The sequence below is a fragment of the Oceanitalea stevensii genome (assembly GCF_014837105.1).
In the GTDB taxonomy this organism is placed as follows: Bacteria; Actinomycetota; Actinomycetes; order Actinomycetales; family Actinomycetaceae; genus Oceanitalea; species Oceanitalea stevensii.
This window is the reverse complement of record NZ_JACSPO010000001.1, coordinates 517,698-543,183: the sequence shown is the minus strand read 5'-3', so window position 1 is coordinate 543,183 and position 25,486 is coordinate 517,698. Positions and strand designations below refer to the sequence as shown.

General features: G+C 74.6%; 21 protein-coding genes. 5 read left to right on the top strand and 16 right to left on the bottom strand.

The genetic code is table 11. The features are described from left to right. Positions 1-100: 100 nt before the first annotated feature. The 3 genes from H9624_RS02535 to H9624_RS02525 all read right to left on the bottom strand — a co-directional run bounded on the left by H9624_RS02535 (position 101) and on the right by H9624_RS02525 (position 6,068). A complete protein-coding gene (locus tag H9624_RS02535; RefSeq protein WP_251838334.1) occupies positions 101-2,917 on the bottom strand; it encodes an aconitate hydratase in 2,817 nt (938 codons plus the stop codon). A 159-nt stretch (positions 2,918-3,076) separates the two neighbouring features. Continuing rightward, complete coding sequence (locus tag H9624_RS02530; protein WP_251838333.1) at positions 3,077-4,378, bottom strand: class I SAM-dependent RNA methyltransferase; 1,302 nt, start codon at positions 4,376-4,378, stop codon at positions 3,077-3,079. Between the two features lie 4 nt (positions 4,379-4,382). Beyond that, on the bottom strand, positions 4,383-6,068 hold the full coding sequence (locus H9624_RS02525) for a hypothetical protein (RefSeq protein WP_251838332.1): 1,686 nt from the start codon (positions 6,066-6,068) through the stop codon (positions 4,383-4,385). A gap of 54 nt (positions 6,069-6,122) precedes the next feature. Between H9624_RS02525 and H9624_RS02520 the strand changes: the two genes are divergently transcribed. Together H9624_RS02520 and H9624_RS02515 are read left to right on the top strand one after the other, a co-directional pair. Next, the gene (locus H9624_RS02520) at positions 6,123-6,776 is read left to right on the top strand and encodes a potassium channel family protein (RefSeq protein WP_251838975.1); all 654 of its coding nucleotides are present in this window, start codon (positions 6,123-6,125) and stop codon (positions 6,774-6,776) included. Beyond that, a complete protein-coding gene (locus H9624_RS02515) occupies positions 6,776-7,450 on the top strand; it encodes a potassium channel family protein (protein ID WP_251838331.1) in 675 nt (224 codons plus the stop codon). Before H9624_RS02520 ends, H9624_RS02515 begins: the two co-directional genes overlap by 1 nt. On the opposite strand, the gene H9624_RS02510 is transcribed toward H9624_RS02515, so the two are convergent. From H9624_RS02510 to dut, 4 genes are read right to left on the bottom strand one after another with little or no spacing between them, the layout of a single operon-like run. Beyond that, positions 7,386-8,111, bottom strand: a complete 726-nt coding sequence (locus H9624_RS02510) for a DUF3159 domain-containing protein (protein ID WP_251838330.1) — start codon at positions 8,109-8,111, stop codon at positions 7,386-7,388. The genes H9624_RS02515 and H9624_RS02510 overlap by 65 nt on opposite strands. After that, positions 8,108-8,383, bottom strand: a complete 276-nt coding sequence (locus H9624_RS02505) for an OB-fold nucleic acid binding domain-containing protein (protein ID WP_251838329.1) — start codon at positions 8,381-8,383, stop codon at positions 8,108-8,110. The genes H9624_RS02510 and H9624_RS02505 overlap by 4 nt, the downstream gene beginning before the upstream one ends. Positions 8,384-8,388: 5 nt before the next feature. Beyond that, entirely contained in the window at positions 8,389-9,120 is a 732-nt protein-coding gene (locus H9624_RS02500; protein WP_251838328.1) for a DUF3710 domain-containing protein, read from the bottom strand. After that, a complete protein-coding gene (gene dut / locus H9624_RS02495; RefSeq protein ID WP_251838327.1) occupies positions 9,120-9,593 on the bottom strand; it encodes a dUTP diphosphatase in 474 nt (157 codons plus the stop codon). The genes H9624_RS02500 and dut overlap by 1 nt, the downstream gene beginning before the upstream one ends. A gap of 116 nt (positions 9,594-9,709) precedes the next feature. Here dut and H9624_RS02490 point away from each other — a divergent pair, with 116 nt between their 5' ends. Next, complete coding sequence (locus tag H9624_RS02490) at positions 9,710-10,219, top strand: DUF3093 domain-containing protein (RefSeq protein ID WP_251838326.1); 510 nt, start codon at positions 9,710-9,712, stop codon at positions 10,217-10,219. Here H9624_RS02490 and H9624_RS02485 read toward each other — a convergent pair. Next, positions 10,174-10,473 carry a DUF4193 domain-containing protein gene (locus H9624_RS02485; protein ID WP_110850981.1) on the bottom strand — a complete coding sequence of 100 codons (300 nt, stop codon included), beginning with the start codon at positions 10,471-10,473 and terminating at the stop codon, positions 10,174-10,176. The genes H9624_RS02490 and H9624_RS02485 overlap by 46 nt on opposite strands. Positions 10,474-10,704: 231 nt before the next feature. After that, entirely contained in the window at positions 10,705-11,517 is an 813-nt protein-coding gene (locus H9624_RS02480; RefSeq protein ID WP_251838325.1) for an inositol monophosphatase family protein, read from the bottom strand. Positions 11,518-11,687: 170 nt separating this feature from the next. On the opposite strand from H9624_RS02480, the gene sepH reads away from it, so the two are divergent. Next, positions 11,688-12,830, top strand: a complete 1,143-nt coding sequence (gene sepH, locus H9624_RS02475; protein ID WP_251838324.1) for a septation protein SepH — start codon at positions 11,688-11,690, stop codon at positions 12,828-12,830. Positions 12,831-12,982: 152 nt separating this feature from the next. Here the strand turns inward: sepH and H9624_RS02470 are convergent, their stop codons facing one another. From H9624_RS02470 to H9624_RS02455, 4 genes are read right to left on the bottom strand one after another with little or no spacing between them, the layout of a single operon-like run. Further along, a complete protein-coding gene (locus H9624_RS02470; RefSeq protein WP_251838323.1) occupies positions 12,983-13,636 on the bottom strand; it encodes a thymidine kinase in 654 nt (217 codons plus the stop codon). A gap of 1 nt (position 13,637) precedes the next feature. Further along, entirely contained in the window at positions 13,638-14,810 is a 1,173-nt protein-coding gene (locus H9624_RS02465; RefSeq protein ID WP_251838322.1) for an alkaline phosphatase family protein, read from the bottom strand. Next, entirely contained in the window at positions 14,807-15,391 is a 585-nt protein-coding gene (locus tag H9624_RS02460) for a DUF5998 family protein (RefSeq protein ID WP_251838321.1), read from the bottom strand. Before H9624_RS02460 ends, H9624_RS02465 begins: the two co-directional genes overlap by 4 nt. Further along, entirely contained in the window at positions 15,373-18,087 is a 2,715-nt protein-coding gene (locus tag H9624_RS02455) for a GNAT family N-acetyltransferase (RefSeq protein ID WP_251838320.1), read from the bottom strand. Before H9624_RS02455 ends, H9624_RS02460 begins: the two co-directional genes overlap by 19 nt. A 91-nt stretch (positions 18,088-18,178) precedes the next feature. Between H9624_RS02455 and H9624_RS02450 the strand changes: the two genes are divergently transcribed. Then, positions 18,179-20,635, top strand: coding sequence for a DNA gyrase/topoisomerase IV subunit A (locus H9624_RS02450; protein ID WP_251838319.1), 2,457 nt, complete (start codon positions 18,179-18,181; stop codon positions 20,633-20,635). Positions 20,636-21,087: 452 nt separating this feature from the next. On the opposite strand, the gene H9624_RS02445 is transcribed toward H9624_RS02450, so the two are convergent. The 3 genes from H9624_RS02445 to H9624_RS02435 form a co-directional block, all read right to left on the bottom strand. Continuing rightward, complete coding sequence (locus H9624_RS02445; protein WP_251838318.1) at positions 21,088-22,128, bottom strand: GNAT family N-acetyltransferase; 1,041 nt, start codon at positions 22,126-22,128, stop codon at positions 21,088-21,090. Between the two features lie 61 nt (positions 22,129-22,189). Then, entirely contained in the window at positions 22,190-23,209 is a 1,020-nt protein-coding gene (locus tag H9624_RS02440; RefSeq protein WP_251838317.1) for a GNAT family N-acetyltransferase, read from the bottom strand. 47 nt (positions 23,210-23,256) lie between these two features. Next, entirely contained in the window at positions 23,257-25,392 is a 2,136-nt protein-coding gene (locus tag H9624_RS02435; protein ID WP_251838316.1) for a DNA gyrase/topoisomerase IV subunit B, read from the bottom strand. Between the last annotated feature and the right edge of the window lie 94 nt (positions 25,393-25,486).

Sequence of the window (25,486 nt, the reverse complement as noted above, 5' to 3'; positions counted from 1 at the left end):
GCTCGGCGCTGGTGGGGCGCTCGGCGCTGAGGGAGGGCTCAGGCGGAAAGAACGGGACGGGCCCCGGTCTGTCGACCGGGGCCCGTCCGTGCGCGTGGGGTCAGGCAGCCTTCTTGACCAGGCTCCGCAGCACGTACTGGAGGATGCCGCCGTTGCGGAAGTAGTCCGCCTCGCCGGGGGTGTCGATGCGCAGGACGGCGTCGAACTCGACCGTCTCGCCACCGTCCTTCTCGGCGGTCACCTTGACCGTGCGGGGCGTGCGGCCCTCGTTGAGCTCGGTGACACCGGAGACCGAGAAGGTCTCGGTGCCGTCCAGGCCCAGGGAGTCGGCGTTCTCGCCGGCCGGGAACTGCAGCGGCAGGACGCCCATGCCGATGAGGTTGGAGCGGTGGATGCGCTCGAAGCTCTCGGCGATGACGGCCTTGATGCCGAGGAGCGTCGTGCCCTTGGCGGCCCAGTCGCGCGAGGACCCGGAGCCGTACTCCTTGCCACCGAGGACGACGAGCGGGACGCCGGCCTCCTGGTAGGCCATCGACGCGTCGAAGATCGACTCCTGCTCCCCCGTGAGGAAGTTCTTCGTGAAGCCACCCTCGACGCCGTCGAGCAGCTGGTTGCGCAGCCGGATGTTGGCGAAGGTGCCGCGGATCATGACCTCGTGGTTGCCACGGCGCGAGCCGTAGGAGTTGAAGTCCTTGCGCGCCACGCCGTGCTCGGCGAGGTAGCGGCCCGCGGGGCTGTCCGGCTTGATCGCGCCGGCCGGGGAGATGTGGTCGGTGGTCACCGAGTCGCCCAGCTTGGCGAGGACGCGCGCACCGGTGATGTCCGAGACGGGCTCCGGCTCCGCGGTCATGCCCTCGAAGTACGGGGGCTTCTGGACGTAGGTCGAGTCCTCGTCCCACGCGAAGGTGTCACCCTCCGGCGTCGGGAGCTCGCGCCAGCGCTCGTCACCGGCGAAGACGTCGGCGTAGTCCTCCTCGAACATCTCCTGGCTGACGGAGCTGGCGATGACGGCGTCGATCTCGGCCGGGCTGGGCCAGATGTCGCGCAGGAAGACGTCGTTGCCGTCCTTGTCCTGCCCGAGCGGCTCGTTCTCGAAGTCGAAGTCCATCGTCCCGGCCAGGCCGTACGCGACGACGAGCGGCGGGGAGGCGAGGTAGTTCATCTTCGCGTCCGGGTTGATCCGGCCCTCGAAGTTGCGGTTCCCGGAGAGGACGGACGCGACCGCGAGGTCGTTGTCGTTGACGACCGTCGAGATCTCCTCCGGCAGCGGGCCGGAGTTGCCGATGCAGGTCGTGCAGCCGTAGCCGACGAGGTGGTAGCCCAGCGCCTCGAGGTAGGGCCAGACGCCCGCCTTGTCGTAGTAGTTCGTCACGACCTGCGAGCCGGGGGCCATCGAGGTCTTGACCCAGGGCTTGGTCTCCAGGCCCTTCTCGACGGCCTTCTTCGCGAGCAGGGCGGCGCCCAGCATGACGGAGGGGTTGGAGGTGTTCGTGCACGAGGTGATCGCCGCGATGACGACGGCGCCGTGGTCGAGCTCGACGTCGGTGCCGTCCTCGAGGGTCACGCGCACGGGCTGGCTCGGACGTCCATCACCCGGAACCACGGCCGAGTGGGCCGGGCGCCCGGCGTCGGAGGAGTGGTGCGTCGGGTCGGGGCTCGTCGGATCGGACGCCGGGAAGGTGTCCATGAGCTCCTTGTCGAGCTCGCTGCTGGCCCCCTGGTCGCCGTTGACGTAGTTCTTGATGTCCGCGCGCCACTGGTCCTTGGCGTTGCTCAGCGCGATGCGGTCCTGCGGCCGCTTGGGACCGGCGATCGAGGGCACGACCGAGGAGAGGTCGAGCTCGACGTACTCGGAGTACTGCACCTCGCGGGACGGGTCGTGCCACAGGCCCTGCGTCTTGGCGTAGGCCTCGACGAGCTGGACCTGCGCCTCGTCCCGGCCGGTGAGGCGCAGGTACTCGAGGGTGACGTCGTCGACCGGGAAGATCGAGACGGTGGAGCCGAACTCCGGGCTCATGTTGCCGATGGTCGCGCGGTTGGCCAGCGGCACCGCGGCGACGCCCTCGCCGTAGAACTCGACGAACTTGCCGACGACGCCGTGGTCGCGCAGCGTCTCGGTGATCGTGAGGACGACGTCGGTGGCGGTGGCGCCGTCGGGAATCTCCCCGGACAGCTTGAAGCCGACGACCTTGGGGATGAGCATGCTGATCGGCTGGCCGAGCATGGCGGCCTCGGCCTCGATGCCGCCGACGCCCCAGCCCAGCACGCCCAGGCCGTTGACCATCGGGGTGTGGGAGTCGGTGCCGACGCAGCTGTCGGGGTAGGCGACGGTCACGCCGTCCTTCTCCCGCGTCATGACGGTGCGGGCCAGGTACTCGACGTTGACCTGGTGGACGATGCCGGTGCCCGGGGGGACGACCTTGAAGTCGTCGAAGGCGGTCTGGCCCCAGCGCAGGAACTGGTAGCGCTCCCCGTTGCGCTCGTACTCGAGCTCGACGTTCCGGGCGAAGGACTGCGCGTTGCCGAAGGAGTCGACGACGACGGAGTGGTCGATGACGAGCTCGGCCGGGGCGAGCGGGTTGATCTTCGTCGGGTCGCCACCGAGGTCGGCCATCGCCTCACGCATGGTGGCGAGGTCGACGATGCACGGCACGCCGGTGAAGTCCTGCATGACGACGCGCGCCGGGGTGAACTGGATCTCCGTGTCCGGGTCCGCCTCGGGGTTCCACGTCGCGAGGGCGCGCACGTGGTCGGCGGTGACGTTGGCGCCGTCCTCGGTACGCAGGAGGTTCTCGGCGAGGATCTTGAGGCTGTAGGGCAGCCGCTCCAGGCCCTCGACCGCGTCCAGGCGGTAGATCTCGTAGTCCTGCTCGCCCACCGTGAGGGTGGAGCGGGCTCCAAAGCTGTCGACGCTCACATCTGCTCCTCTTGCCGCTTCGCTGCTGCGCTTCTGTCGGTCATCGTCCCACGCGGGTGGAGCCGTCGCAGCAGCCGCCACCCACAAGTTATCTCGACATCAAGATACTTTGTCGGCCGGGTGAAGTCACGCCGAACCGTCCGGCGCGTCGTCGGCCGGTCAGCCCGCGCGGGGCTCGAGCACCGCGACGCACTCGACGTGGTGGGTGTGCGGGAAGAGGTCGTAGCCGGTGAGGGCGGTGACGTCGTAGCCGTGGTCGACGGCGGTGCGCAGGTCGCGCGCCAGCGCCGCCGGGTCGCAGGCGACGTAGACGATCCGGCGCGGCCGCAGCTCGGTGAGCGCCGTGACGACCTCGGCCCCGGCGCCGGAGCGCGGCGGGTCCAGGACGACGGCGTCGACGCCGCTGCCCAGCCCCTGCACGACGGCGGCGGTGACGCCGGCGACGTGGAGGGTGGCCTGCGGGCTGTCGTGGAGGTTGCGGCGGGCGTCCGTGACGGCGCGGGCGTTGACCTCGACGGCGTCCACGCGCCCGCTCTCGCCGACGGCGCGGGCGAGCGGGAGGGTGAAGAGCCCGGCCCCGGAGTAGAGGTCGACGACCCGCTGCCCGGACTGGGGGCGGGCGGCGGCGAGGACGGCGTCGACGAGGGCGGCGGGGGCGTCGCGGTGGACCTGCCAGAACCCCGTGGCATCGACGCGGTAGGAGAGGTCCCCGACCGCGGTGGTGACGTGCTCGTGCACGGCCACCCGGGCCGGTGCGCCGGCGTCGCGGCGTCCTCGGCGCGGGCGGGACCCGCGCGTGGCGGCGAGCGAGCCGGCGGGGTCGGCGAGGTCGACGAGCCGGCCGTCGGCGAGGACGACGACGGGCCCCTCGCTCGGCGCGACGACGTCGAGGCGGGTGCCGGGCCGCACGCCGTCCCAGCGGCCGGCGGCGAAGAGGTCGGCGTCGGCGATGGCCGGCACGGCGAGCGGCATCTGCTCGAGCGGCACGACGTCGTGGGTGCGGTGGCGGTACATGCCCGGCCGGGAGGCGGCGTCGAGGACGAGGTCGATGCGCGTGCGCGTGCCCAGGCCGTCGCGCGCGTCGTCCTCGCCGAGGGGCTCGACGACGAGCGGGCCCAGGTGGTCGAGCTCGAGGTGGCCGATGCGGCGCAGGGTGTCGCGCACGACCTCCGCCTTCCAGCGGCGCTGGGCCACCAGGGACAGGTGCGCCAGCTCTCCCCCGCCGACCCCGCCGGGGCCGGCCTCGGGCCAGCGGCTCGGGACGCGGTCCGGGGAGGCCTCGTGGACGACGACGGCGTCCCCCCGCCAGAACTTGCGGCCCTCGCCGGCGTCGGTGAGGCGCACGTCGACGACCTCGCCGGGGGCGGAGTGGCGCACGAAGACGACGCGGCCCTCGACGCGGGCCACGCAGTGCCCGCCGTGGGCGGGCGGGCCGACGGTGACCCCGGTCAGGACGTCCATGTGCTCAGCTCTCCTCGGTGGGCCAGGGGACGGTGGTGACGACGGTGCCGGGCAGCGCGAGCAGCCGCGTGCGCAGCCGCTGCGGTCCGCTGCCGAGCAGCAGCCGGCGCCACCAGCGCCTGGCGGTGGTCTCGGGCAGGTAGACGACGGCGATCCCGTCCGGCTCCGCGCGGCGGGCGGCGGCGACGTGCGCGACCACCCCCGCGCCGGTGTCGCCGGGAGGTGCCGCGAGCTCGACGAGCGGGACGGGCAGGTCCAGCGTGGCCCACTGCCGGCGCAGGGACGCCGCGGCGTCCTCGTCGACCGGCACGGTGAGCGCCTCGACGGAGGTGGCCCGCATCGCCCGCGCGCAGGTGACGGCCCGCACGGCGGGCCGGTCGAGCTCGGTGACGACGACGAAGGCGCGGACGACCGTCGGCAGGGGCCGGTCCTGGGTCACGTGGTCCAGGGCCAGGCGTGCGCGCAGCTCGCGGTCGTGTCGGCTCACACCCCACATCATCGCCGACCCGGCCGCGACGGCGACGAGAGCGGGCCAGCCGTGGGGCACCGCGAGGAGGAGCAGGACGGCGGACACGCCCGCCCCGACCCCCGTCAGCGCCCGGGCGCGGCGGGCGGTGCGCCGGCCGGCGGGCCGGTAGAGGATCTCGAGCCGGCGCCGCCACTCCCGCCGTCCGGCGAGCAGGGCGAGGAGGGCGAGGAGCAGGACGGCGGCGGCGTAGCACGCGACGAGCTGCCACGGCTGCCCGCCTGCGAGGAGGACGACGGCGACCGCCGCCCCGGCCACCGCGGTGCTGAGCCGGCGGCCGGCCGCACCGGCGGGCCAGCCCCGGCTCGCGGGCCACGTCGCGGGCGGGCGCGGCAGGCCGGACAGGGCACTGGTGCCCGCGGCGAGCAGCCCACCGGCGAGGACGACGGCGACCCACGGCTCGGCCCAGCCGCCCAGGCCCGCGTCCGTGACACCGAGCAGCAGGGCGTCGCTGCCGACTGCGAGACCGGCGCCGACGAGCGCGACGACGAGGACGACGGTGGCTCCGGCGGCCGCGGCACGGGGCAGCCCGCGCCGGCGGGTGACGAGGAGGGCGGGCTGCAGCACCGCGCCGGCGACGGCCACGGCCCCGCCCACCGCGAGCAGCCGCGTGAGCGCCGAGCGCCCGAGCCCGCTGCGGACCGCGGGGTCGGGCGGGCCGCCCGCCGCGGCCGCCCCGGCGCCCGCGGCGACGACGACGGCCAGGACGACGGCGGCGAGGACGCCGAGCCCGGCCGTCACCCGCCGTCGGACCGGCTGCGCGACCGCGAGCCGGGCCACGAGGGCGAGCACGACGAGGACGGCCGCGAGGAGCGGGCGCGGCAGGGCGAGGCCCGCGGCGACGAGGAGCTCGGCCGCGGCGGCCGCCGACGCGGCGAGGAGGAGCACACGCTCGACGAGCAGCGCGGGCGTGCGCACCCCGTCCCCGCCGCGCGGGGCGTCGTCGGGCAGCTGGCCGAGGGCGAGGAGGACGATGCCGAGCGCCCCGACCGTGCCGAGCACCGCCCACCGGGCGAGGTCGTCGGCGAGCATGCCGGGACCGACGACGCTCGCTGCGGCGGGCGCCGCGAGGGCCACGAGCGCCGCAGCCGGTGCCGGGTGGCGCTGTCTGCCGCGGGGCCGGGCGAGGAGCGCCCGGTGGAAGGCCGCGGGGTCGAGGGTCACGGAAGGTCATGCTAGGCCCGGGCGCGGTAGCGTGCCGACGTGCACTTCGTCATCATGGGCTGCGGCCGCGTCGGGGCCTCCCTCGCCGTCCAGCTCGAGGAGCAGGGCCACTCGGTGGCCGTCCTCGACCAGAACCCCGACGCCTTCCGTCGCCTTCCCGACGACTTCTCCGGGCAGCGCGTCACCGGCCTCGGCTTCGACCGCGACGCCCTGTCGCAGACCGGCATCGAGGACGCCTACGGCTTCGCGGCGGTCTCCAGCGGCGACAACTCCAACATCCTCGCGGCCCGCGTGGCCCGCGAGACCTTCGGGGTGGGCAGCGTCGTCGCCCGGATCTACGACCCGCGGCGCGCCGAGGTCTACGAGCGCCTCGGCATCCCCACCGTGGCGACGGTGCGCTGGACCGCCGACCAGGTGCTCCGGCGTCTGCTCCCCGCCGGTGCGGCCGCCGAGTACCGCGACGCCTCCGGCCGGGTGTCCCTCCTCCAGCTCGACGTCCACAGCGGCTGGGTGGGTCGTCCGCTCGTCGACCTCGAGGTGGCGTCCGGGGCGCGGGCGGCCTTCCTCACCCGGCGCGGCTCCGGCCTGCTGCCCGATGCCGGGACGGTCCTCCAGGACGGTGACCTCCTCCACGTGCTCGCGGTGACCGACGCCGTCGAGCAGGTCCAGCGGGTGCTGTCCGCTCCCCCGCGCGAGGAGGAGATCTGATGCGCGTCGTCATCGCCGGGGCCGGCAGCGTGGGCCGGTCCATCGCCCGCGAGCTGCTCTCCCACGGGCACTCCGTGACGCTCGTCGACCGCCAGCCCGCCGCCATGCGCATCGCCTCGGTGGCCGACGCCGAGTGGCAGCTCGCCGACGCGTGCGAGATCTCCAGCCTCGCGGAGGCGGGGGTCGACTCGTGCGACGTCGTCGTCGCCGCGACCGGCGACGACAAGGCCAACCTCGTCATCTCCCTGCTCGCCAAGACCGAGTTCGGGGTGCCGCGCGTCGTCGCGCGGGTCAACAACCCGAAGAACGAGTGGATGTTCGACTCCGCGTGGGGCGTGGACGTCCAGGTCTCCACGCCGCGGATCATGACGGCGCTCGTCGAGGAGGCCGTCACGGTCGGCGACCTCGTGCGGATCTTCTCGTTCCACGGCTCGGGAACGAGCCTGCACGAGGTGACGCTGGCGCCCGGCTCGGCCGTCGCCGGCCGCACCGTGCGGGAGCTGGACTGGGGCCCGGGCTGCTTCCTCTCGGCGATCATCCGGGCCGGTGAGCCGGTGCCGGCGGACCCGGACGAGCGGGTGCTCGCCGGGGACCGGCTCGTCCTCGTGCTCAGTGAGCGGGCGGACCCGGCTGCGCTGCAGCGGCTGGTCGCTCCCGCACCAGCAGCCACGTGACCCACAGGGCCAGGGCCCACAGCGGGACGCCCATGACGAGGCGGGCGGTGCCCAGCCACGCCGTCGACGCGTCGAGGTAGAGCGGCAGCTGGACGGCCAGACGCGCGCCGAAGAGCCCGATCCACAGCCACGTCGCGGCGGTGTAGCGGCGCAGCCGCGGGCGCTGCTCGGGGTCGGTGCGCCAGGCGAAGCCCTCCTGGCGCAGGAGCGCGACGACGACGCCGACGAGCGGCCACCGCACGACGATGCTGAGGAGCAGGCCGGCCCCGTAGATGGCGTTGGTCCACAGGCCCAGCGCGAAGTAGTCCTGCGCCTCGCCCGAGCGCCACGCCCACAGGACGCCGACGAGGACGCCGACCACCCCGCCGAGCGCCTGGGTGACCGGCGTGCCGCCGACGAGCCGCGCGACGACGAGGACGACCGCGACGGCGAGCGAGGCGACGAGCGGGGGCACGAGCTCCTGGCCCGCGACGAGGTAGACGACGACGAAGACGAGCCCGGGGGCCACCGACTCGACGAGGCCGCGGACACCGCCGACGGCGTCCGCCACGGAGAAGTCCTCCCCGGCGAGCTGGCTCACCCGCGAGCGGGTCACCGCCTCGGCGACGACCTCCGGTGCGCTGTCGGGTGCGCCGCCCGGGTCGGTGGGGCCGGTGGTCATGAGTCCTCCCGCAGCAGCCGGTAGGCCGGGTTGAAGATGGTGGGGCGCAGGCCGCCGGGGTGGACGACGCCCTCGGCGACGAGCCGCCGGCCGGGGGTGATGCCCGGGATCTCGCGGCGGCCCAGCCACACGAGGTCGACCTCGGTGGTGCCGTCGGTGAGCCGACCCACGAGCCCCACGGGCGAGCCCGAGGGACGGTAGGTGACGGCCACGAGGACACCGTCGACGCGGGTGCGCCGGCGGCTGGGGGCCTCGGCCACGGACAGGCTCACGTCCCTCAGCGGATCTCGGTGATCTCGGGACCGCGGGCGAGCGGGTCGAAGGAGGTCGTCGGGGTCTCCTCCGCCGTCGTCCCCGCGCCCGCCTTGCCGGGCACGCGGAGCATGAGGACGTCGCGCGGCGGGCGGGCCTCCTGCCCGCGGACGACGACGACGTCGGCGAAGAGGTCCTCGAGCTCGGCGGCGGCGTCGGGGTCGACGGCGGCGCGTCCGCTGAGGACGCCGCGGAGGAACCAGCGCGGCCCGTCGGCGCCGATGAAGCGCGCGGGGCGGTGGCCCATGCGGCCGTCCTGGGTGGTGACGGGCAGCCGGGCGAGGATCTCGCGGCCGAAGGGGCCGTCGACCTCGTCGGCGGTGCCGCCCTGCTTCTCCACCGAGGCGATGATCTCGGGGCGCAGGTCGGCCCACAGCCCGCCGGAGCGGGGGGCGGCGAAGGCCTGGAGCTGGAGCGCGGAGCCGGACACGGACAGGCTCGTGGCCACGACCTGGCGGGTGCGCTTGTCCATCTCCATCCGCAGCTTGAGGCCGGGGCGGGCGGGGACGCGCAGCGCGCCGAGGTCGAGGCGCTGGCCGAGCTCGGGGACGTCGGCGACGTCCCAGGGGCCGCGGCCCGAGGGGGCGGCCGCGGCGTCGTCGGCCGAGGCGTCCTCGGTCGTGGCGTCCTCGGTCGGTGCGTCGGTCTCGGCCGGCGCGGCCTCGTCGCCCTTGCGGCGTCGTGAGAAGAGCCCCATCAGTTCTCGCCTCCTGCTCCGGTGGCCGTCCAGCCACCCGTTGACCCCAGCCCGCCCGTGCCGCGTACCGACTCGGGCAGGTCCTGCACCTCGGTGAACCGGGCCTGCGCGACGCGCTGCACGACGAGCTGCGCCACGCGGTCCCCGCGTGCGATCCGCACCGTCTCCCGGAGGTCGGTGTTGAGGAGGATCACCTTGATCTCGCCCCGGAACCCTGCGTCCACGGTACCCGGCGCGTTGACGACCGTGACACCGTGCCGGGCCGCCAGCCCGGATCGGGGGTGGACGAACGCCGCCCAGCCCTCGGGGAGCGCGATCGCCACCCCGGTCGGGACGACGACCCGCTCCCCCGGCGCCAGCTCGACGTCGTGGCGGGCGTGGAGGTCGGCCCCGGCGTCCCCGGGGTGGGCGTAGGACGGTGCCGGCAGGTCCGGGTCGAGCCGGACGAGCGGGACGTCGACGTAGTCACTCACGCCCGCGACTGTACTGACCTGGGCCCTGCGACCCCAACCACCGTCCACACCGCCGGCCGCCCCACCGGGCCGCCCGACGAAGGGGGGCGGGGCGGGCGAGGTGGGAGAGTGGTGCCGTGGACTCCGTCATCTTCTCCGAGCGCCTGCACCCCCGCCCGGTCAACCTCGTGCTCGGCGCGCTCGCCGGTGCGGCGGTCGGCGCGCTCGTGTGGCCCTTCAGCGCCACGGCCGGCTACGTCGTCGGGGTGGTGGCGGCCGTCGCCGTCGTCGTCGCACTGCTCGTCACCTCGCCGCGCGTCGTCGTCGAGCTCGGCGACGAGGAGCTGGGCACGGGCCCGGTGCTGCACGCCGCGAACGCACGAATCGGCGTCGCGCACCTCGGGGGGACCGAGGTGCTCGACGCCGATGCGATGGTTGCGGCCATGGGGCCGAAGGCCGATGCTCGCGCTTTCGTCTGCCAGCGCCCGTGGGTGCGGCAGGGCCTGCGTGTGGAGGTCGTCGACCCGCGGGACCCGGCGCCCTACTGGCTCGTGGCCAGCCGGCGTCCTGCCGAGCTGGCCGCGGCCCTGGGACGGGCAGGTCAGGCAGCGCACTCCGAGCAGACGAGCTGGCCGCCGTCCTCGTAGGCGAGCTGGCTGCGGTGGTGCACGAGGAAGCACCGCGAGCAGGTGAACTCGTCGGCCTGGCGCGGCAGCACCCGGACGGAGAGCTCCTCGTTGCTGAGGTCGGCACCCGGGAGCTCGAAGCCCTCGGCGGCCTCCGCCTCGTCCTCGTCGACCGAGGGAGAGCTCTTCTCGGCCCGACGGGCCTTGAGCTCCTCGATCGAGTCCTCGGAGAGGTCCTCCTCGTTCTTGCGAGGCGCGTCGTAGTCGGTCGCCATGTAGACGTCACGCTCCGGTTCGTCTAGTTGTGTCAGGGGCACGGCTCGTGCCGTACCTCAGGAACGTTGAGAGCCCCGTGTTGTTCCCGCGGCACCCGGATTGTGCACCATCAGGCGGCCCGCCGTCGCGGTCGGGTCCGTACCAAGTGCTGAGTTTCCGCCGCGATCCGCGCGTTGTCGAGTGCAAAACCCCCAGCGGTGTGACCGGAATCTCCCGGCCGGGCGGGACGCTCAGCGCAGGACGGGACGCACGACGGCGAGGAGGGCCTCGACGAGCGCGGCCGGGCCCGCGACGGTCAGGCCCTCGACGCCCTCCCCCAGCCGCTCGACGACCCCGCCCGCCTCGGTGACGACGAGCGCGCCCGCCGCCATGTCCCAGGGGTTGAGGTAGCGCTCGAAGAAGACGTCCATGGCCCCCGCGGCGACCAGGCACAGGTCCATCGCGGCGGACCCGAGGCGGCGGATGTCCCGGACCTCGGGCAGGACCGCGGCGAGCACCTGCGCCTGCCCCGCACGGCGGTCGGCGGTGTAGGCGAAACCGGTCCCCACGAGCGCCGTGGCGAGCTGCGGCGGCGTGCCGACGGTGATCGGCTCGCCGTCGGCGTACGCACCACCGCCGCGCGCGGCGGTCCACGTCTGCCCGGTGGCCGGGGCGTGGACGGCGCCGGCGAGCAGCTCCCAGGCGAAGGGGTCCTCCCCCTCCGCGCGGGCCACGGCGATGCTCACCGAGTAGGCGGGCAGCCCGTAGACGAAGTTCGTCGTCCCGTCGATGGGGTCGACCACCCAGACGAGTCCGGAGGAGCCGGCCTGCCAGCCCTCCTCCTCCCCGAGCACGCCGTCCTCCGGGCGCAGCTCGGCGAGACGGCGGCGGATGAGCGCCTCGGCCGCCTGGTCCACCTCGGTGACGAGGTCGACACCGCTGCTCTTGGTCGCGGCGACGGTGACCGACCCGCCGAGGGCCTCGCGGACGAGGTCGCCGGCCTCCCGGGCGACGGTCTCGGCGATCCCCATGAGCTCCTGGCTGACGGCGGTGGTGTCGGTCATGGCATCCTCCCTGGGCGGCGTCGGGCGGGTCGTGCCACGCCGGGGAACCTCCCCGGTCCGGCGGCCGCACTGGTCCATGCTGACAGGACCCTGGCGAACACACCGGCGGGAATCCGGCATCCGGGCCGCGAGCGGTGGCACCCTCGACCCATACCTCGAAGGGGGACGACATGCTAGAGCTCGAACTCGTCGGGCTGCACAGCGACGGCGAGCACCTCACGCTCGCCGGTCCGGACGGCCAGCGCTACCGCCTGCTGGTCGACGACGCGCTGCGGGCTGCCGTCCGGCGCGACCGGCCCCAGCTCGAGCAGATCCGCGCCGGTGCAGGGCTGCGGCCCAAGGAGATCCAGGCGCGCATCCGCGCCGGGGCCACGGCCGTGGAGGTCGCGGAGGCCGCCGGCCTGCCCGTGGAGCACGTCCAGCGCTACGAGGGCCCCGTCCTCGCCGAGCGCAGCTGGGTGGTCGACCAGGCCCGCCGCTTCACCGTCGGCCGGGCCGAGGACTCCCCGTCGCTGGGCGACCTCGTCCTCGACCGCCTCGCCACCCGCGGGGTGCGCGCACCGGAGATCGAGTGGGACGCCGTCCGCGCCCAGGACCGCTCGTGGGAGCTCATCGCCCGCTTCACCGCAGGCGACAAGCACCGCGAGGCCCGCTGGGAGGTCGACATGGCCGCCCGCACCACGCACGCGCTGGACGACGAGGGCCGCTGGCTCTCGGAGACCGAGGTCACCCCCGCCAGCCCCTCGCGCCGCCACCTCATGCCGGTGCGGCTGTACGACGTCGAGGCCGACGGCGACCTCGGGCCGGCCCTCGCGGCGGTCGACGCCGATCTCACCGACGCCGAGCCGGAGGACGACCTCGGCTACGGCGACCTGCCCGCGGCGAGCACCGACGACCTCCTCGCGGAGCTGCGCGCCACGCGCGGCACCCGACCCGAGCTGGAGCCGGTCGAGGAGGACGACGACTGGGGTCTCCCCCCGGCCGCCCACCCGCCGGCCTCCCGGGCGCACGAGGCGGTCGACGCCCAGGTGCTGCCCATGCCGCGTGACGCCCGTCCCGCCGCCGTGGAGGAGCCGGAGCCCGCACCGTCGGCCCCGTCTGCGCCCTCCATCCCGCCCGCCGCACCCGCCGCGACGACGGCCGAGGAGCCGGCCCAGGCCCGCAGCGGCGAGAGCCAGGGCCGCCGGGCCGCGCAGGCACCGGCACAGCGCCGTGACGGCGAGGCCAAGGACGCCAAGCGACGCCCGAGCCGTGGCCGCCGCGCGAGCGTGCCGAGCTGGGACGAGATCGTCTTCGGCGCCAAGCCCGAGTAGTCAGGCGGGTCGGCCGCCGGCACGCCCGGGTCCGGCCCGCCTCTCCCGTCGCTGACCTGCGCACAGGTCGGCGACACGCGCGCGACACGCCGGGACGGGTGCCGCCCGACCCGCCTCCGGGCGGACCTGTGCGCAGATCGGCGCACCGGCCCTCAGCCCAGGGGCAGGGTCTCCGGGCTGAGCTCAGCCGCACCGGCGACGGCGGCGGTCTCCCGGCGCACGTGGTGGCGGCGGCACAGCACCTCGTAGCCCACGCCGCCGGCCGGCTCGGGCTCCGCCTCGGTGTCCCCGACGACGACCTGCTCGCCCTCGGTCACCATGCGCCCGCCCACGGTGCGGGCGTTGTGGGTCGCGCGACGCCCGCACCAGCACAGCGACTGCACCTGGAGCTGCTCGACGCGGTCGGCGAGCTCGAGCAGCCGGGCGGAGCCGGGGAACAGCCGGGTGCGGAAGTCGGTGGTGATGCCGAAGGCGAAGACGTCCACGCCCATGTCGTCGACGAGCCGGGCCAGCTGCTCGACCTGCGTGACGCTGTAGAACTGCGCCTCGTCGCACACGAGGTAGTCCACGCGCTCCCCGTGGGTGCGCCGGGTGACGACCTCCTGCCAGAAGTCCGTCGCGTCGTCGGCCTCGACGGCGGCGACGGCCAGGCCGAGGCGGGAGGAGAGCACACCGCTGCCGGCGCGGTCGTTGCGGCTGAAGATGAGGCCGCTCAGCCCGCGACGGCGGTAGTTGTGGTCGATCTGCAGGGCGAGGGTGGACTTGCCGGAGTCCATCGTGCCGGCGAAGAAGGCGAGCTCGGCCACCTCACACCACCACCCGCACGAGCGGGATCTCCAGCTCGCCGGGGGTGAGCGAGCCGTGCACGCCCACGAGCGCGATCGACGACGGCGTCTGCGTGCGGGAGTCGACGACGGCGCGCGTCCCCCGGGTCGCGACGACGACGTCGCCCACGGTCGTGCGGTGCCGCTCGCTCAGCGGGCCGAAGAGGCCGACCTCCTCCGCCTCCTCGCGCAGCAGCACCCAGGCGGTGTCCCCGAGCACATCGCGCCAGCGCCCCGCGACGTCCCCGGCGGTCCCGGGCTCGGTGTGGACGTGGACGGCGCGCGGCTCCCCCGCGATGAGCGCGACGTCGCGGTCGAGCTCCGGGGTCGTCGCGACGTCGATGCGCGAGTCGGACCCGAGGTCGACCATGCCGTGGTCGGCGGTGACGAGCAGGAGGGTGCCCTTGGGCAGCTGCCGGGCGAGCCGGGAGATCTCGGCGTCGACGAGCTCGACGGCCTCGCCCCACTGCCAGGAGCCCCAGCCGTGGTGGTGGCCCATCTTGTCGACGTCGCCCCAGTAGAGGTAGACGAGGTCGGTGCCGCGGGTGCGGAGCAGGGAGCAGGTCGCGTCCACGCGGTCGGCCATGGAGTCGGCGGCGACGAAGCGCGGGCCGCGCAGCGCGGCCTCGGTGAGCCCCGAGCCGACGAAGCGCGCTGGTCCGACGCTCGCCACGCGCCGTCCCCACGACTCGGTGCCGAGCTGCTCCACGAGGGTGGGCTCGGGCTGCCACTGCCGCGGCGAGACGGTCGCGTCCTCCCAGCTGATGAGGTTGAGGAGCGAGCCGTCGGCGTCGTTGCGGACCGTGTAGCCGAGCATGCCGGTCTGGCCGGGCGGGCAGCCGGTACCGAACATCGTGAGGCTCGCCGCCGTCGTCGACGGGTAGCCGCTCGTGAGGGTGAGCCCGTCGGCCAGGTGCCGGCGCAGGAAGGGGGCGTGCCCGCCGCGCTCGGCGAGCATGCGGGCGCCGAGTCCGTCGACGAGGACGACGCACACCTTACGGGCCTGCGGCAGGCCCAGGGCCTCGCGGTCGTCGCCGGAGCTGCGGCCGGCGCTCGTCGTCGGGGCACCGACGGCGTCGAGCGCGGCAGGGAGCACGGCGCGGAGCCCCGCGCCGTCGTAGTCGGGCAGGCGCAGGTCGGGGGGCAGCTCGGTCACGTCGACGACACCGTCGCGGCGGACAGCGCCCGCGCGAAGGCCAGCGCCTGCTCCAGGGCAGCGGCGCCCTCCGCCTGCGCGCTCACGCGCACGACGACGTCCTCCGGGGTGAGCAGGCCGGTGTAGCCGTGGTCCGCCTCGCAGTCCGGGTCGCTGCAGCCGGCCGGTGCGAGGTCGACCTGCTGCGCCCCGCCCCAGGTGACGGCGATGGTGAGGTCGTCCGAGCGCAGCCCGCCGTGGGTGCCGGCCGGGTCGCTCACGCCGTGGGTGAGGGCGACGGAGGAGATGCGGTCGATCGGCACCGCCTCGGTGGTCGCGGCGGCCGAGGGCACCTCGTTGCCGGGGACGTCGTCGACGTGCGCCATGACGAGCCGGGTGGGCGTCAGGGCGAGGGCGGTGAGGTGGCGGCGCACCTCCCGGGAGTCGAAGGTCGTCTCGGGGTGCACGAGGTAGGCCCGGACCTCCTCGCCGGCGAGCGCGATGTCGAGCACACCCTGGACGAGCCGCGGGTAGTAGCCGGCGCGGTCCAGGTCTGCACGGAGGCGGGACTGCAAGTCGTTCGTCACGTTGCGGCGATCCACGGCTCCATCTTGACACCACTTGCGCCCGCCCCGGGCAGGACGCGTCGTCCGCTGTCGGCCCGCCCGGGCGGGGCGACCTCGACGACGGCGCTGAGCAGGGCCGCGCCGCGACGCCCGACGAGCACGGGGTTGAGGAGGATCTGCCGCACCTCGGGGAGGTCGTCGACGAGCACGGAGACCCGTGCGATGACGTTCTCGAGGGCCTTGACGTCCATGACCGGCAGGCCGCGGTGGCCGAAGAGACGGGGCGAGGCCTTGGCCGCGCGGACCATCTGCGCGACGTCGACGTCGGTGAGCGGGGGGATCCGGTAGGAGACGTCGTCGAGGAGCTCGACGGCGTCGCCGCCCAGGCCGAAGGACACGACCGGGCCGTAGAGGTCGTCCTCGGTGCCGCGCACGACGCAGGCGACGCCGGGCGGCGCCATGGCCTGGACCTCGACGCCGAGGCCGGGACGGCCGACGGCCTCGAGGTCGCGGGTCATCGCGGCCATCGCGGCGGTGAGCTCCGCGGGGGTGCGGAGGTCCAGGCGCACCCCGCCGAGGTCGGCCCGGTGGCGCAGCACCTCGTCGCGGGTCTTGAGCGCCACCGGCCAGCCGAGGTCCTGGGCGGCCGCGACCGCCTCCTCGGGGGTGCGGGCCGTGCGGGAGGGCACGAGGCTGAGCCCGTAGCAGGCGAGGAGCTCGGCGACGGCGTCCGGCGCGAGCCGCGCCGCCTCACCGGGCCCGAGGCCGCGCAGGGCGGGGGCGAGGAGCTCGCGGGCACGGGCGGGGGCGATCCCGGTGGGGTCGACGAGCTCACCGCGGTCGGTGTCGCGCCACCGCGCGTGGGCGACGGCCCCGGCGAGGCTCGCGACGGCGTCGGCGGTCGTCGCGTAGGCCGGCACGGTGCGTCCGTCGCTCGTGAGCTCGTCGGTGAGGCCGAGGAGCCCCTGGACGGCCGCGAGGACCGGACGCTCCTCCCCCGCCGCGGCCGAGGCGAGCGCCCGCCACACCCCGGCGTCGCCGTCGCCCAGGGGCGGCACGTGGGCGACGACGAGCGCGTCCCACGAGTCGTCCTCCCGCAGGCGGGCGAGCTCACGGGCGTAGTCCTCCCCCGTGGCGAGGGCGGGCAGCGCGCCGGAGGGCACCGGCTGGAGGCCGTGGCCGCGCGCCGCGCCGGCGATCGCGGTGGTGAGGGCGCCGGAGTTGCCGAGCACCGCCGTGCGCGGCCCGCGCGGGAGCGGCTGGGAGACGAGGAGCTGGGCGAGGTCGAGCATCTCCTGGGTGGTCCGCGAGCGCACCACTCCCGCCTGGTCGAGCATCTGCGCGAGCACCCGCTGCGGCTCCCGCGTGGTGCGTACCGCGTGGCCGGGGGGCACCTGCTGGCCGGTCTGCCCGCTGAGCACGGTGATGAGCGGCACGGTGGCGCCGAGACGCCGCGCGATGCGGGAGAACTTGCGCGGGTTGCCGATCGACTCGAGGTTGACGACGGCGGCGGTGATGCCGGGGTCGTCCTGCCAGGCCTGCATCGTGTCGTTGCCGGACACGTCGGCGCGGTTGCCCGCGGAGACGAAGCTGCGCAGCCCGATGCCGCGCCGCTGGACCGCGGAGAGGAGCGCGCTGCCCGCGGCGGCCGACTGGCAGAACATCGCGAGGCCGCCCTGCCCGATCCCGCGGCGGACGGTGGCGTCCAGCCGTCCCGCGGGACCGGTGGCGACGACGCCGTAGGACGCCGGCCCGAGGAGCCGCATCCCGCCCGCGCGGGTGCGGCGGACGAGCTCCGCCTGCCGCTGCCGCCCCGCCTCGTCGCTCTCGGCGAAGCCGCCGGAGAGGACGACGACGGCGTGCACGCCCAGCGCCGCGAGCTCGGGCACCGCCGCGACGACGGCGTCCGGCTCCCCCGCGACGACCGCGAGGTCCGGGGCGGGCGCCTGCGACGCACGCAGGTGCTCGGCGAGCGCGGTGAGGGAGGCGTGGCCCACCCCCTCCGCCCCGCCGTCGGGAATGCCGACGAGGTGGACGGGGCCGGTGAAGCTGCCGTCACGGACGGTCTCGGCGGCGCGCTCGGCGAGGACCTGCTCGGGCCCGCCCAGCCCGGCGACGACGACCGACCCGGCCGCCATGAGTGTGCGCATGCTCAGCGACTCGGCGTGCTGCTCCCGCTCGGCCATGACGCCCCAGGAGCGGCCGGTCTCCTCGATGTGGAACTCCACGCGCAGCACGCCGTCGTCCAGCTCCTGGGTGACGTCGTAGCCGGCGTCGCGGAAGACCCGGATCATCCGGGCGTTGGCGGGCAGCACCTCGGCGGTGAAGCGCACGACGCCGCGCTCGCGGCCCGCGGCGGCGAGGTGCTCGAGGAGCACCGAGCCCAGGCCGCGGCCGTGCTCGGAGTCGGCGACGTAGAAGGCGACCTCGGCGACGTCGTGGTCCACGCGGTCGTAGCGGCCGACCGCGAGGATGTCCTCGCCGCTCGTGAGGACGAGGGCGACGCGGTCGTCGTGGTCCACGTGCGTGAAGCGGTGCAGGTCACGATCGCTGAGCCGCTCCATCGGCGCGAAGAAGCGGTAGTACTGCGAGAGCGGGGACTGCCGCTGGTGCATGGCCTGGAGCGCGGGCGCGTCCTCGGGCCGGATCGGGCGGATGTGCATGGGGATGCCGTCGCGCAGCACGACGTCGGCCTCCCAGTGCGCGGGGTACGGGGGCGCCTCCTCGCTCATGGGCCCAACCTACCGGCCTGGTCCGACACGGGCCCGGACACGGCGGGGACGGGTGCGCGGACCGGCGCCCGAGTCGGGGGACAATGGCCCAATGCCACGCCGCAGCACCCCTCCGCCGCCCGTGCACGAGCAGATCGTCGACATCGACGTCTCCAGCGAGATGCAGGGCTCCTTCCTCGAGTATGCGTACTCGGTGATCTACTCGCGCGCGCTGCCCGACGCGCGCGACGGGCTCAAGCCCGTGCAGCGGCGGATCCTCTTCCAGATGGACGAGATGGGCCTGCGGCCCGAGCGCGGGCACGTGAAGTGCGCGCGCGTCGTCGGCGAGGTGATGGGCAAGCTCCACCCCCACGGCGACACCGCCATCTACGACGCCATGGTGCGCCTCGCGCAGGACTTCTCGCTGCGGGTGCCGCTCGTGGACGGCCACGGGAACTTCGGCTCCCTCGACGACGGCCCCGCGGCCCCGCGCTACACCGAGGCACGGCTCGCGCCGGCCGCCCTCCTCATGACGGCGGGGTTGGACGAGGACGTCGTCGACTTCGTCCCCAACTACGACAACCAGCTCACCCAGCCCTCGGTGCTGCCGGCCGCGATGCCCAACCTCCTCGTCAACGGCGCCTCGGGCATCGCCGTCGGCATGGCGACGAACATGCCGCCGCACAACCTCGTCGAGGTCGTCGCCGCGGCGCGCCACCTCATCGCGCAGCCGGACGCGACGCTCGAGGAGCTCATGCGCTTCGTGCCCGGGCCGGACCTCCCCTCGGGCGGGAAGATCGTCGGCCTCGACGGCATCCGCGACGCCTACGCCACCGGGCGCGGGTCCTTCCGCACCCGCGCCACCACGCACCTGGAGAACGTCACCGCTCGGCGCAAGGCCATCGTCGTCACCGAGCTGCCCTACCAGGTGGGCCCGGAGCGGGTCATCGAGAAGATCAAGGAGGCGGTGGACGCCAAGAAGCTCCAGGGCATCGCGGACGTCGCCGACTACACCGACCGCGCGCACGGGCTGCGGCTGGTCATCGAGATCAAGAACGCCTTCAACCCCGAGGCCGTCCTCGAGCAGCTCTACCGCTTCACCCCGATGGAGGACTCCTTCGGGATCAACAACGTCGCGCTCGTCGACGGGCAGCCGCAGACCCTGGGCCTGCGCGAGCTGCTCTCGGTCTACGTCCAGCACCGCCTGCAGGTGGTCCGCCGCCGCACCGAGCACCGGCTCGCCAAGCGCATCGAGCGCGCGCACCTCGTGGCCGGCCTGCTCGTCGCGATCGCGGACATCGACGAGGTCATCGCCGTCATCCGCTCCTCGGACGACGCCGAGGCCGCGCGCCAGCGCCTCATGATGGTCTTCGACCTGTCCGAGCCGCAGGCCGACTACATCCTCGCGCTGCGGCTGCGCCGCCTCACGAAGTTCTCCCGGCTCGAGCTCGAGGCGGAGCGCGACGCGCTGGCCCGCGAGATCGAGGAGCTGCAGCGGATCCTCGCCGACGAGGCGCTGCTGCGACAGGTCGTGAGCGACGAGCTCGCCGACGTCGCCGCCACCCACGGCACCCCGCGGCGCACCGTGCTCCTCGAGCACGCCGGCGGCCCGGCCACCGGCTCGGCCGCCTCCGCGCGCCGCACCGGCACGAGCGTGCCGCTCGAGATCCCCGACGAGCCCTGCTGGGTCGCGCTGTCCGGGACCGGGCTGCTCGCCCGCAGCGCGCAGGAACCGCCGCGCTCGGGTCCGCGCGTCGCGCACGACGCCATCGCCGCCGCCGTCCCGGCCCGCACCCGCGGCGACGTCGGCGTCGTGCTGAGCAGCGGCCGCTGCGTGCGGCTGTCGGTCCTCGACGCCCCCGCGCTGCCGCCCACCGACTCCGCGCCCGGCCTGTCCGGCGGCGCGCCCGTCGCCGAGCTGCTCCAGCTCGAGCCGGGTGAGCGCGTCGTGGGCCTCACCCGCCTCGACGACGACGCCCCGCCCCTCGCCCTGGCCACCGCCGGAGGCACCGTCAAGCGCGTGAGCCCGGCCGACCGTCCCGGCAAGGGCGACGCGTGGGAGGTCATCTCCCTCAAGCCGGGTGACGCCGTCGTCGGGGCCGCGCACGCGCCCGACGAGCACCGCCTCGTCCTCGTCACCACCGAGGCGCACCTCCTCCACTTCGCGGCCTCCGCGGTCCGGCCGCAGGGGCGCGGCGCGGGCGGCATGGCCGGGGTGAAGATGCCCGAGGACGCGCGCGTCGTCGCCTTCGGCGTCGTCCACCCCGACGACGTCTCCCGCAGCCTCGTCGTCACGGTCGCCGGATCGTCCACGGCCCTTCCCGGGACGATGCCGGGCAGCGCGAAGGTCACCCCCTTCGACCGCTTCCCCGGCAAGGGCCGCGCCACCGGCGGCGTCCGCGCGCAGCGCTTCCTGCGCGGCGAGGACACCCTGACGACGGCGTGGGTGGGCCTCGAGCCCCTCCGCGCGGTCGGCTCCGGTGGGCAGCCGGTCGACCTGCCCGAGGTCGACGAGCGCCGCGACGGCTCCGGCCGTCCGCTCCCCGCCCCCGTCACCGCCATCGGCTGACCGGCCACACACACCCGCCGACAGCTGGATCCCGCCCCCGCCCACTCGCCGACAGCTGACTTGTTACCCGCCGCCGGCCTCCCGGGCGCCGACAGCTGACTTGTTACCCGACGCCGGACCCCCAGCGCCGACAGCTGACTTGTTACCCGACGCCGGACCCCCAGCGTCGACAGCTGACTTGTTACCCGACGCCGGACCCCCAGCGTCGACAGCTGACTTGTTCCCTGCTCCCCGGCCCGCCGACAGCCCACGTGTGACCGGACACCAACCACCCACATGGCGCCGACGCTGCGACTCCGTGGGGGCGAGAGCTGGCGCCGGCGCGCCTGGCCGTCACCAACGTCTCTGGCCGGGCTGCCCCGACTCCCACAGCGGTGACGTCCAGGAACAACTCAGCTGTCGGCGAGGAGGGCGCGAAAGAGGGCGGCGCGGGTGGGGCTGGTCGCCCTGGGTCAGACGGAGCGGGTGAACATGAGCGAGTGGCGCGTGGGCTCGTAGCCGAGCTGGCCGAAGAGGCCGAAGTCGCCGCCGGGCGCCGGTGAGTCGACGCCGAGGCCGGCGTACTCCATGCCGTCGGCGGCGTAGGCGCGCATCGCGGTGACGAGCAGCGCCGTGGCCACCCGCATCCCGCGCCACTCCTCACGGACGCCGAGGATCTCGGTGTAGCCCTCGGTCCAGCCCTGCGCCTCCCAGTCGCCCTCGTAGCGCCCGGACATGAGGTAGCCCGCGACGCGCGCACGGTCGCTCGTGCGGTCGAGGGCGATGAAGCTCCACTGCGGGGCGAAGTACGTGCGGCCCTGCACCCAGGTCTCGGGGGTGTGCTGCTCCCCGCCCCACTGGTCCTTGAACGCGTCGTTGTGGGCGCGCCGGACGGCGTCGTCCAGGGCCGGGTTCCACGGCTCGATGGTGACCTTGCCCTTGGGCTGGACGTCCGGCAGCGGGAGGGCAAGGTCCCTGCGCATCTCGGTGTACCAGCGGGTGGGGACGAAGCCGGCCAGGCGCAGCATGGTCTGCGCGTGGGTCATGTTGTCCTCGACGTGGACGACGGCCAGGGCGCTGCCCTGCCCGGCGGCGTCGAGGATGACGCGGGCGGCCCGCAGCTGCCAGTCCAGGAGGGTCGCGCCGATCCCGCGGCTGCGCCACGCAGGGTCCACCCCGCCGTCGCACAGCGCGCGGTAGGTGCCGGCCGTGGGCCGCACCCGCACGATCGCGTAGGCGCGGGGGACGCCGTCGGCGTCGATCCCGAGGACCTTGGCGTTGCCGGCGTCCGCCCCCACCTGGACGAAGGTCTCCGCGGACTCCTCGGCAGTCGTGCGGTAGGGCGGGTCGTCGTGCTCCTCGATGCGCCCGAGCAGCTCGACGAGCGCGTCGTTGCTCTCCAGGGTCAGCCAGTGCCACCGCAGGTCGTGCCCGTGCGGCAGCTCGACGCCGGTCCCCTCCACGGCGGCGCGGGGCGCCGGGGCGCGGCCGGCGCCGTCGTAGTCCTCGAGCATGCTCCGACGATACGTGCTCACCGCGCCGCGGCCTACCGGCGGCACCGCTGAGCGGGACGCGTCACACCTCGATCGTGTAGAGGATCCGGGCGCCCTGCGGCTCGTAGCCCATGCGCTCGTAAAAGCGGTGGGCGCCGGAGGGGTTCTCCATGTCGACGTCGAGCGCCGCGACCTCGATGCCGTCGCGGTACAGCGCACCGAGGACCGCGGAGAGCAGCGCGCGCGCCACCCCGGAGCCGCGGTGCGCGCGCAGCACCCCGAGGAGCTCGGTGTAGCCCTCGGTGTGGCCCAGCGCCTCCCACTGGTGCTCGTGGCGGGCAGTGAGCGCGTAGCCCGCGACGCTGCCGGTCTCGAGGTGGACGGCGACGACGCTCCACGCCGCCTCGAGCGAACGGTGGGAGGCCGCCCAGGTGGTCTCGGCGACGGGCTGGGAGCCCCAGTGGTCCCGGAAGGCCTCGTTGTGGGCGTCGCGGACGGCGTCGTCGATCTCCGGGCTCCACTGCCGGATCTCGTAGCCCTCGGGGACGTCGACGACGGCGGGCGGCTCGGTGAGCCGCAGGCGCATCTCCCGGAAGGTGCGCTTGGGGCTGAAGCCCGCCGCGGCGTACAGGCGACGGCGGTCCTCGAGGTCCTCGTCGACGTAGGCGGCGATGCGCCCGGGCAGGCTCGGGTCGAGCGTGGCGAGGATCTGGCGGGCACGGTCGTCCTGCCAGGTGAGCAGGGCGCGGCCGATGCCGCGTCCGCGCCACGACGGGTCGACCGACGCGGAGATGAACACGCGGGCGTGGGTCTCGTCCCCGAGCGGCGCGTGGACGAAGGCTGCGGCGCGCAGCTCCCCGGAGCTGTCGAAGCCGCCCAGGCTGTCGGCCTTCATCCCGGTGGCCGGGCGCCCGAGGACGTCCTCCACCTGGGCGCGCGCCGTGCGCAGGACGGGCTGGTCCACGGCCTCGCAGCGCCCGATGAGCGCATGGACGTGGTCGACGTCGTCGGTGGTGAGCGCCCGCCAGGTGAGGCCGAGGTGTGGGGCGGGCACGGCGGCGTGGGCGGGAGGGGCGGCGCGGTCGGGGAGGGTGTCGGGCATGTCGGAATCCTAAAGTGCGCTGGCGATGGTGGTCGGTGCGGGGCGCGTCACGCGTCGATGCGGTCCCGGTCGATCTGGCCGGCACCGGCGACGATGAAGTCCTTGCGAGGGGCGACGTCGTTGCCCATGAGGAGCTCGAAGACCCGCTCGGCCTCGGCCAGCGCCTGGGCGTCGGCCATGCTCACCCGCCGCAGGGTGCGGTGGGCGGGGTCCATCGTCGTCTCGGCGAGCTGGTCGGCGTCCATCTCCCCCAGGCCCTTGTAGCGCTGGATCGGCTCCTTGTACCGCTTGCCCTGCTTCTCCAGCTTGCGCAGCAGCTGGTGGAGCTCGCTCTCGGAGTAGGTGTAGATCTTCTCGCCCTTCTTGCCGCCCGAGCCCGCGATCTCCACGCGGTGGAGCGGCGGCACCGCGGCGTACACGCGGCCGGCCTCGACGAGCGGGCGCATGTACCGGAAGAACAGCGTGAGGAGGAGGGTGCGGATGTGGGCGCCGTCGACGTCGGCGTCGGTCATGAGGATGACCTTGCCGTAGCGGGCGGCGTCGAGGTCGAAGGTGCGCCCGGATCCGGCGCCGATGACCTGGATGATCGAGGCGACCTCCGCGTTGCGGAGGATGTCGGCGGGTGAGGCCTTCTGGACGTTGAGGATCTTCCCGCGGATCGGCAGCAGCGCCTGGAAGTCGCTGGACCGCGCGAGCTTCGCCGTGCCGAGGGCGCTGTCGCCCTCGACGATGAACAGCTCGGAGCGCTCGACGTCGTCGGTGCGGCAGTCCGCGAGCTTGGCGGGCAGCCGTGAGCTCTCCAGCGCGTTCTTGCGCCGCGAGATCTCCTTGGTCAGCCGCGCCTGCACGCGGGCGCGCATCTCCCCCACGACCTTCTCGAGCACCGCGGAAGCCTGCGCCTTCTCGTGGCGCTTGGGCGAGGTGAGGATCTCGGTGAGCTGCTTGTCGACGACGTTCGCGACGATGCCGCGCACCGGCGCCGTGCCGAGGATCTCCTTGGTCTGGCCCTCGAACTGCGGCTCGGGCAGGCGGACGTTGACGACGGCGGTGAGGCCGGCGAGGACGTCGTCCTTCTCGATCTTCGGGTCCTTGGCGGTGACCTTGAGACGCCGGGAGTTCGCCTCGATCTGCTTGCGCACCGTGCGCACGAGCCCCTGCTCGAAGCCGGTGAGGTGGCTGCCGCCCTTGGGCGTGGAGATGATGTTGACGAAGGAGCGGGCCGTCGTCTCGTAGCCCTGCCCCCACCGCAGCGCGATGTCGACCTCGCAGGTGCGCTCGACCTCCTGCGGCCGCAGGTGGCCGGAGGCGTCGAGCTGCTGGACCGTCTCGGTGAAGGTGCCGCTGCCGGTGAGGCGCCAGATGTCCGAGACGGGCGGGTCGGTGGCGAGGAACTCCGCGAAGTCGACGACGCCGCCGTCGTGCCGGAAGACCTCCTCGACCGGGCCGTCCTCCCCCGGCGTGCCGGGCAGGCGGCGCTCGTCGCGGACGGTGATCGTCAGGCCCGGGACGAGGAAGGTCGTCTGGCGGGCGCGGGTGACGAGCTCGTCGTAGGAGAACTGGGAGGTCGAGGGGAAGATCTGCGGGTCGGCCCAGTAGCGCACGCGGGTGCCGGTGCGCCCGCGCGGCGTCTTGCCGACGACGGCGAGCTCGCTCGCGTCGGTGAAGGGCGCGAACGGCGCCTCGGGGCCGGCGCCGCCGCGGTCGTCGTAGGTGCCCGGCTCGCCGCGGTGGAAGGTCATCCGGTAGGTCTTGCCGCCGCGGTCGACCTCGACGTCCAGGCGCGCGGACAGGGCGTTGACGACGGAGGCGCCGACGCCGTGCAGGCCGCCCGAGGCGGCGTAGGAGCTGCCGCCGAACTTGCCGCCTGCGTGCAGCTTGGTGAAGACGACCTCGACGCCGCTCAGGCCCACGGAGTCGACGGTGTCGACGGGGATGCCGCGGCCGTTGTCGCGGACCTCCACGGAGCCGTCGGGGTGGAGAACGACGGCGATGGCGTCGCCGTGGCCCTCGAGGGCCTCGTCGACCGCGTTGTCTATGACCTCCCACAGGCAGTGCATGAGGCCGCGCGAGTCGGTCGAGCCGATGTACATGCCCGGGCGCTTGCGGACCGCCTCCAGCCCCTCGAGGACGGAGAGGTGACGGGCGGTGTACTGCGAGGGCGACGCGGTCGACTTGGGAGGCACCCGGCGATCATACGAACGACTTGCCCCGCTCCCGCGGACTGACCCGCGGAATCGCGCAAGACGACCCCGTGAGGAGGTGATGGGGAGCACCCGC

Bases quoted from the DNA above. Each gene is read 5' to 3' on its own strand.
- H9624_RS02530 (WP_251838333.1), bottom strand. From the start codon at position 4,378: ATGGACGTCCTGACCGGGGTCACCGTCGGCCCGCCCGCCCACGGCGGG.
- H9624_RS02520 (WP_251838975.1), top strand. From the start codon at position 6,123: ATGGGCTGCGGCCGCGTCGGGGCCTCCCTCGCCGTCCAGCTCGAGGAG.
- H9624_RS02515 (WP_251838331.1), top strand. From the start codon at position 6,776: ATGCGCGTCGTCATCGCCGGGGCCGGCAGCGTGGGCCGGTCCATCGCC.
- H9624_RS02510 (WP_251838330.1), bottom strand. From the start codon at position 8,111: ATGACCACCGGCCCCACCGACCCGGGCGGCGCACCCGACAGCGCACCG.
- H9624_RS02500 (WP_251838328.1), bottom strand. From the start codon at position 9,120: ATGGGGCTCTTCTCACGACGCCGCAAGGGCGACGAGGCCGCGCCGGCC.
- H9624_RS02485 (WP_110850981.1), bottom strand. From the start codon at position 10,473: ATGGCGACCGACTACGACGCGCCTCGCAAGAACGAGGAGGACCTCTCC.
- H9624_RS02480 (WP_251838325.1), bottom strand. From the start codon at position 11,517: ATGACCGACACCACCGCCGTCAGCCAGGAGCTCATGGGGATCGCCGAG.
- sepH (WP_251838324.1), top strand. From the start codon at position 11,688: ATGCTAGAGCTCGAACTCGTCGGGCTGCACAGCGACGGCGAGCACCTC.
- H9624_RS02455 (WP_251838320.1), bottom strand. From the start codon at position 18,087: ATGAGCGAGGAGGCGCCCCCGTACCCCGCGCACTGGGAGGCCGACGTC.
- H9624_RS02450 (WP_251838319.1), top strand. From the start codon at position 18,179: ATGCCACGCCGCAGCACCCCTCCGCCGCCCGTGCACGAGCAGATCGTC.
- H9624_RS02445 (WP_251838318.1), bottom strand. From the start codon at position 22,128: ATGCTCGAGGACTACGACGGCGCCGGCCGCGCCCCGGCGCCCCGCGCC.
- H9624_RS02440 (WP_251838317.1), bottom strand. From the start codon at position 23,209: ATGCCCGACACCCTCCCCGACCGCGCCGCCCCTCCCGCCCACGCCGCC.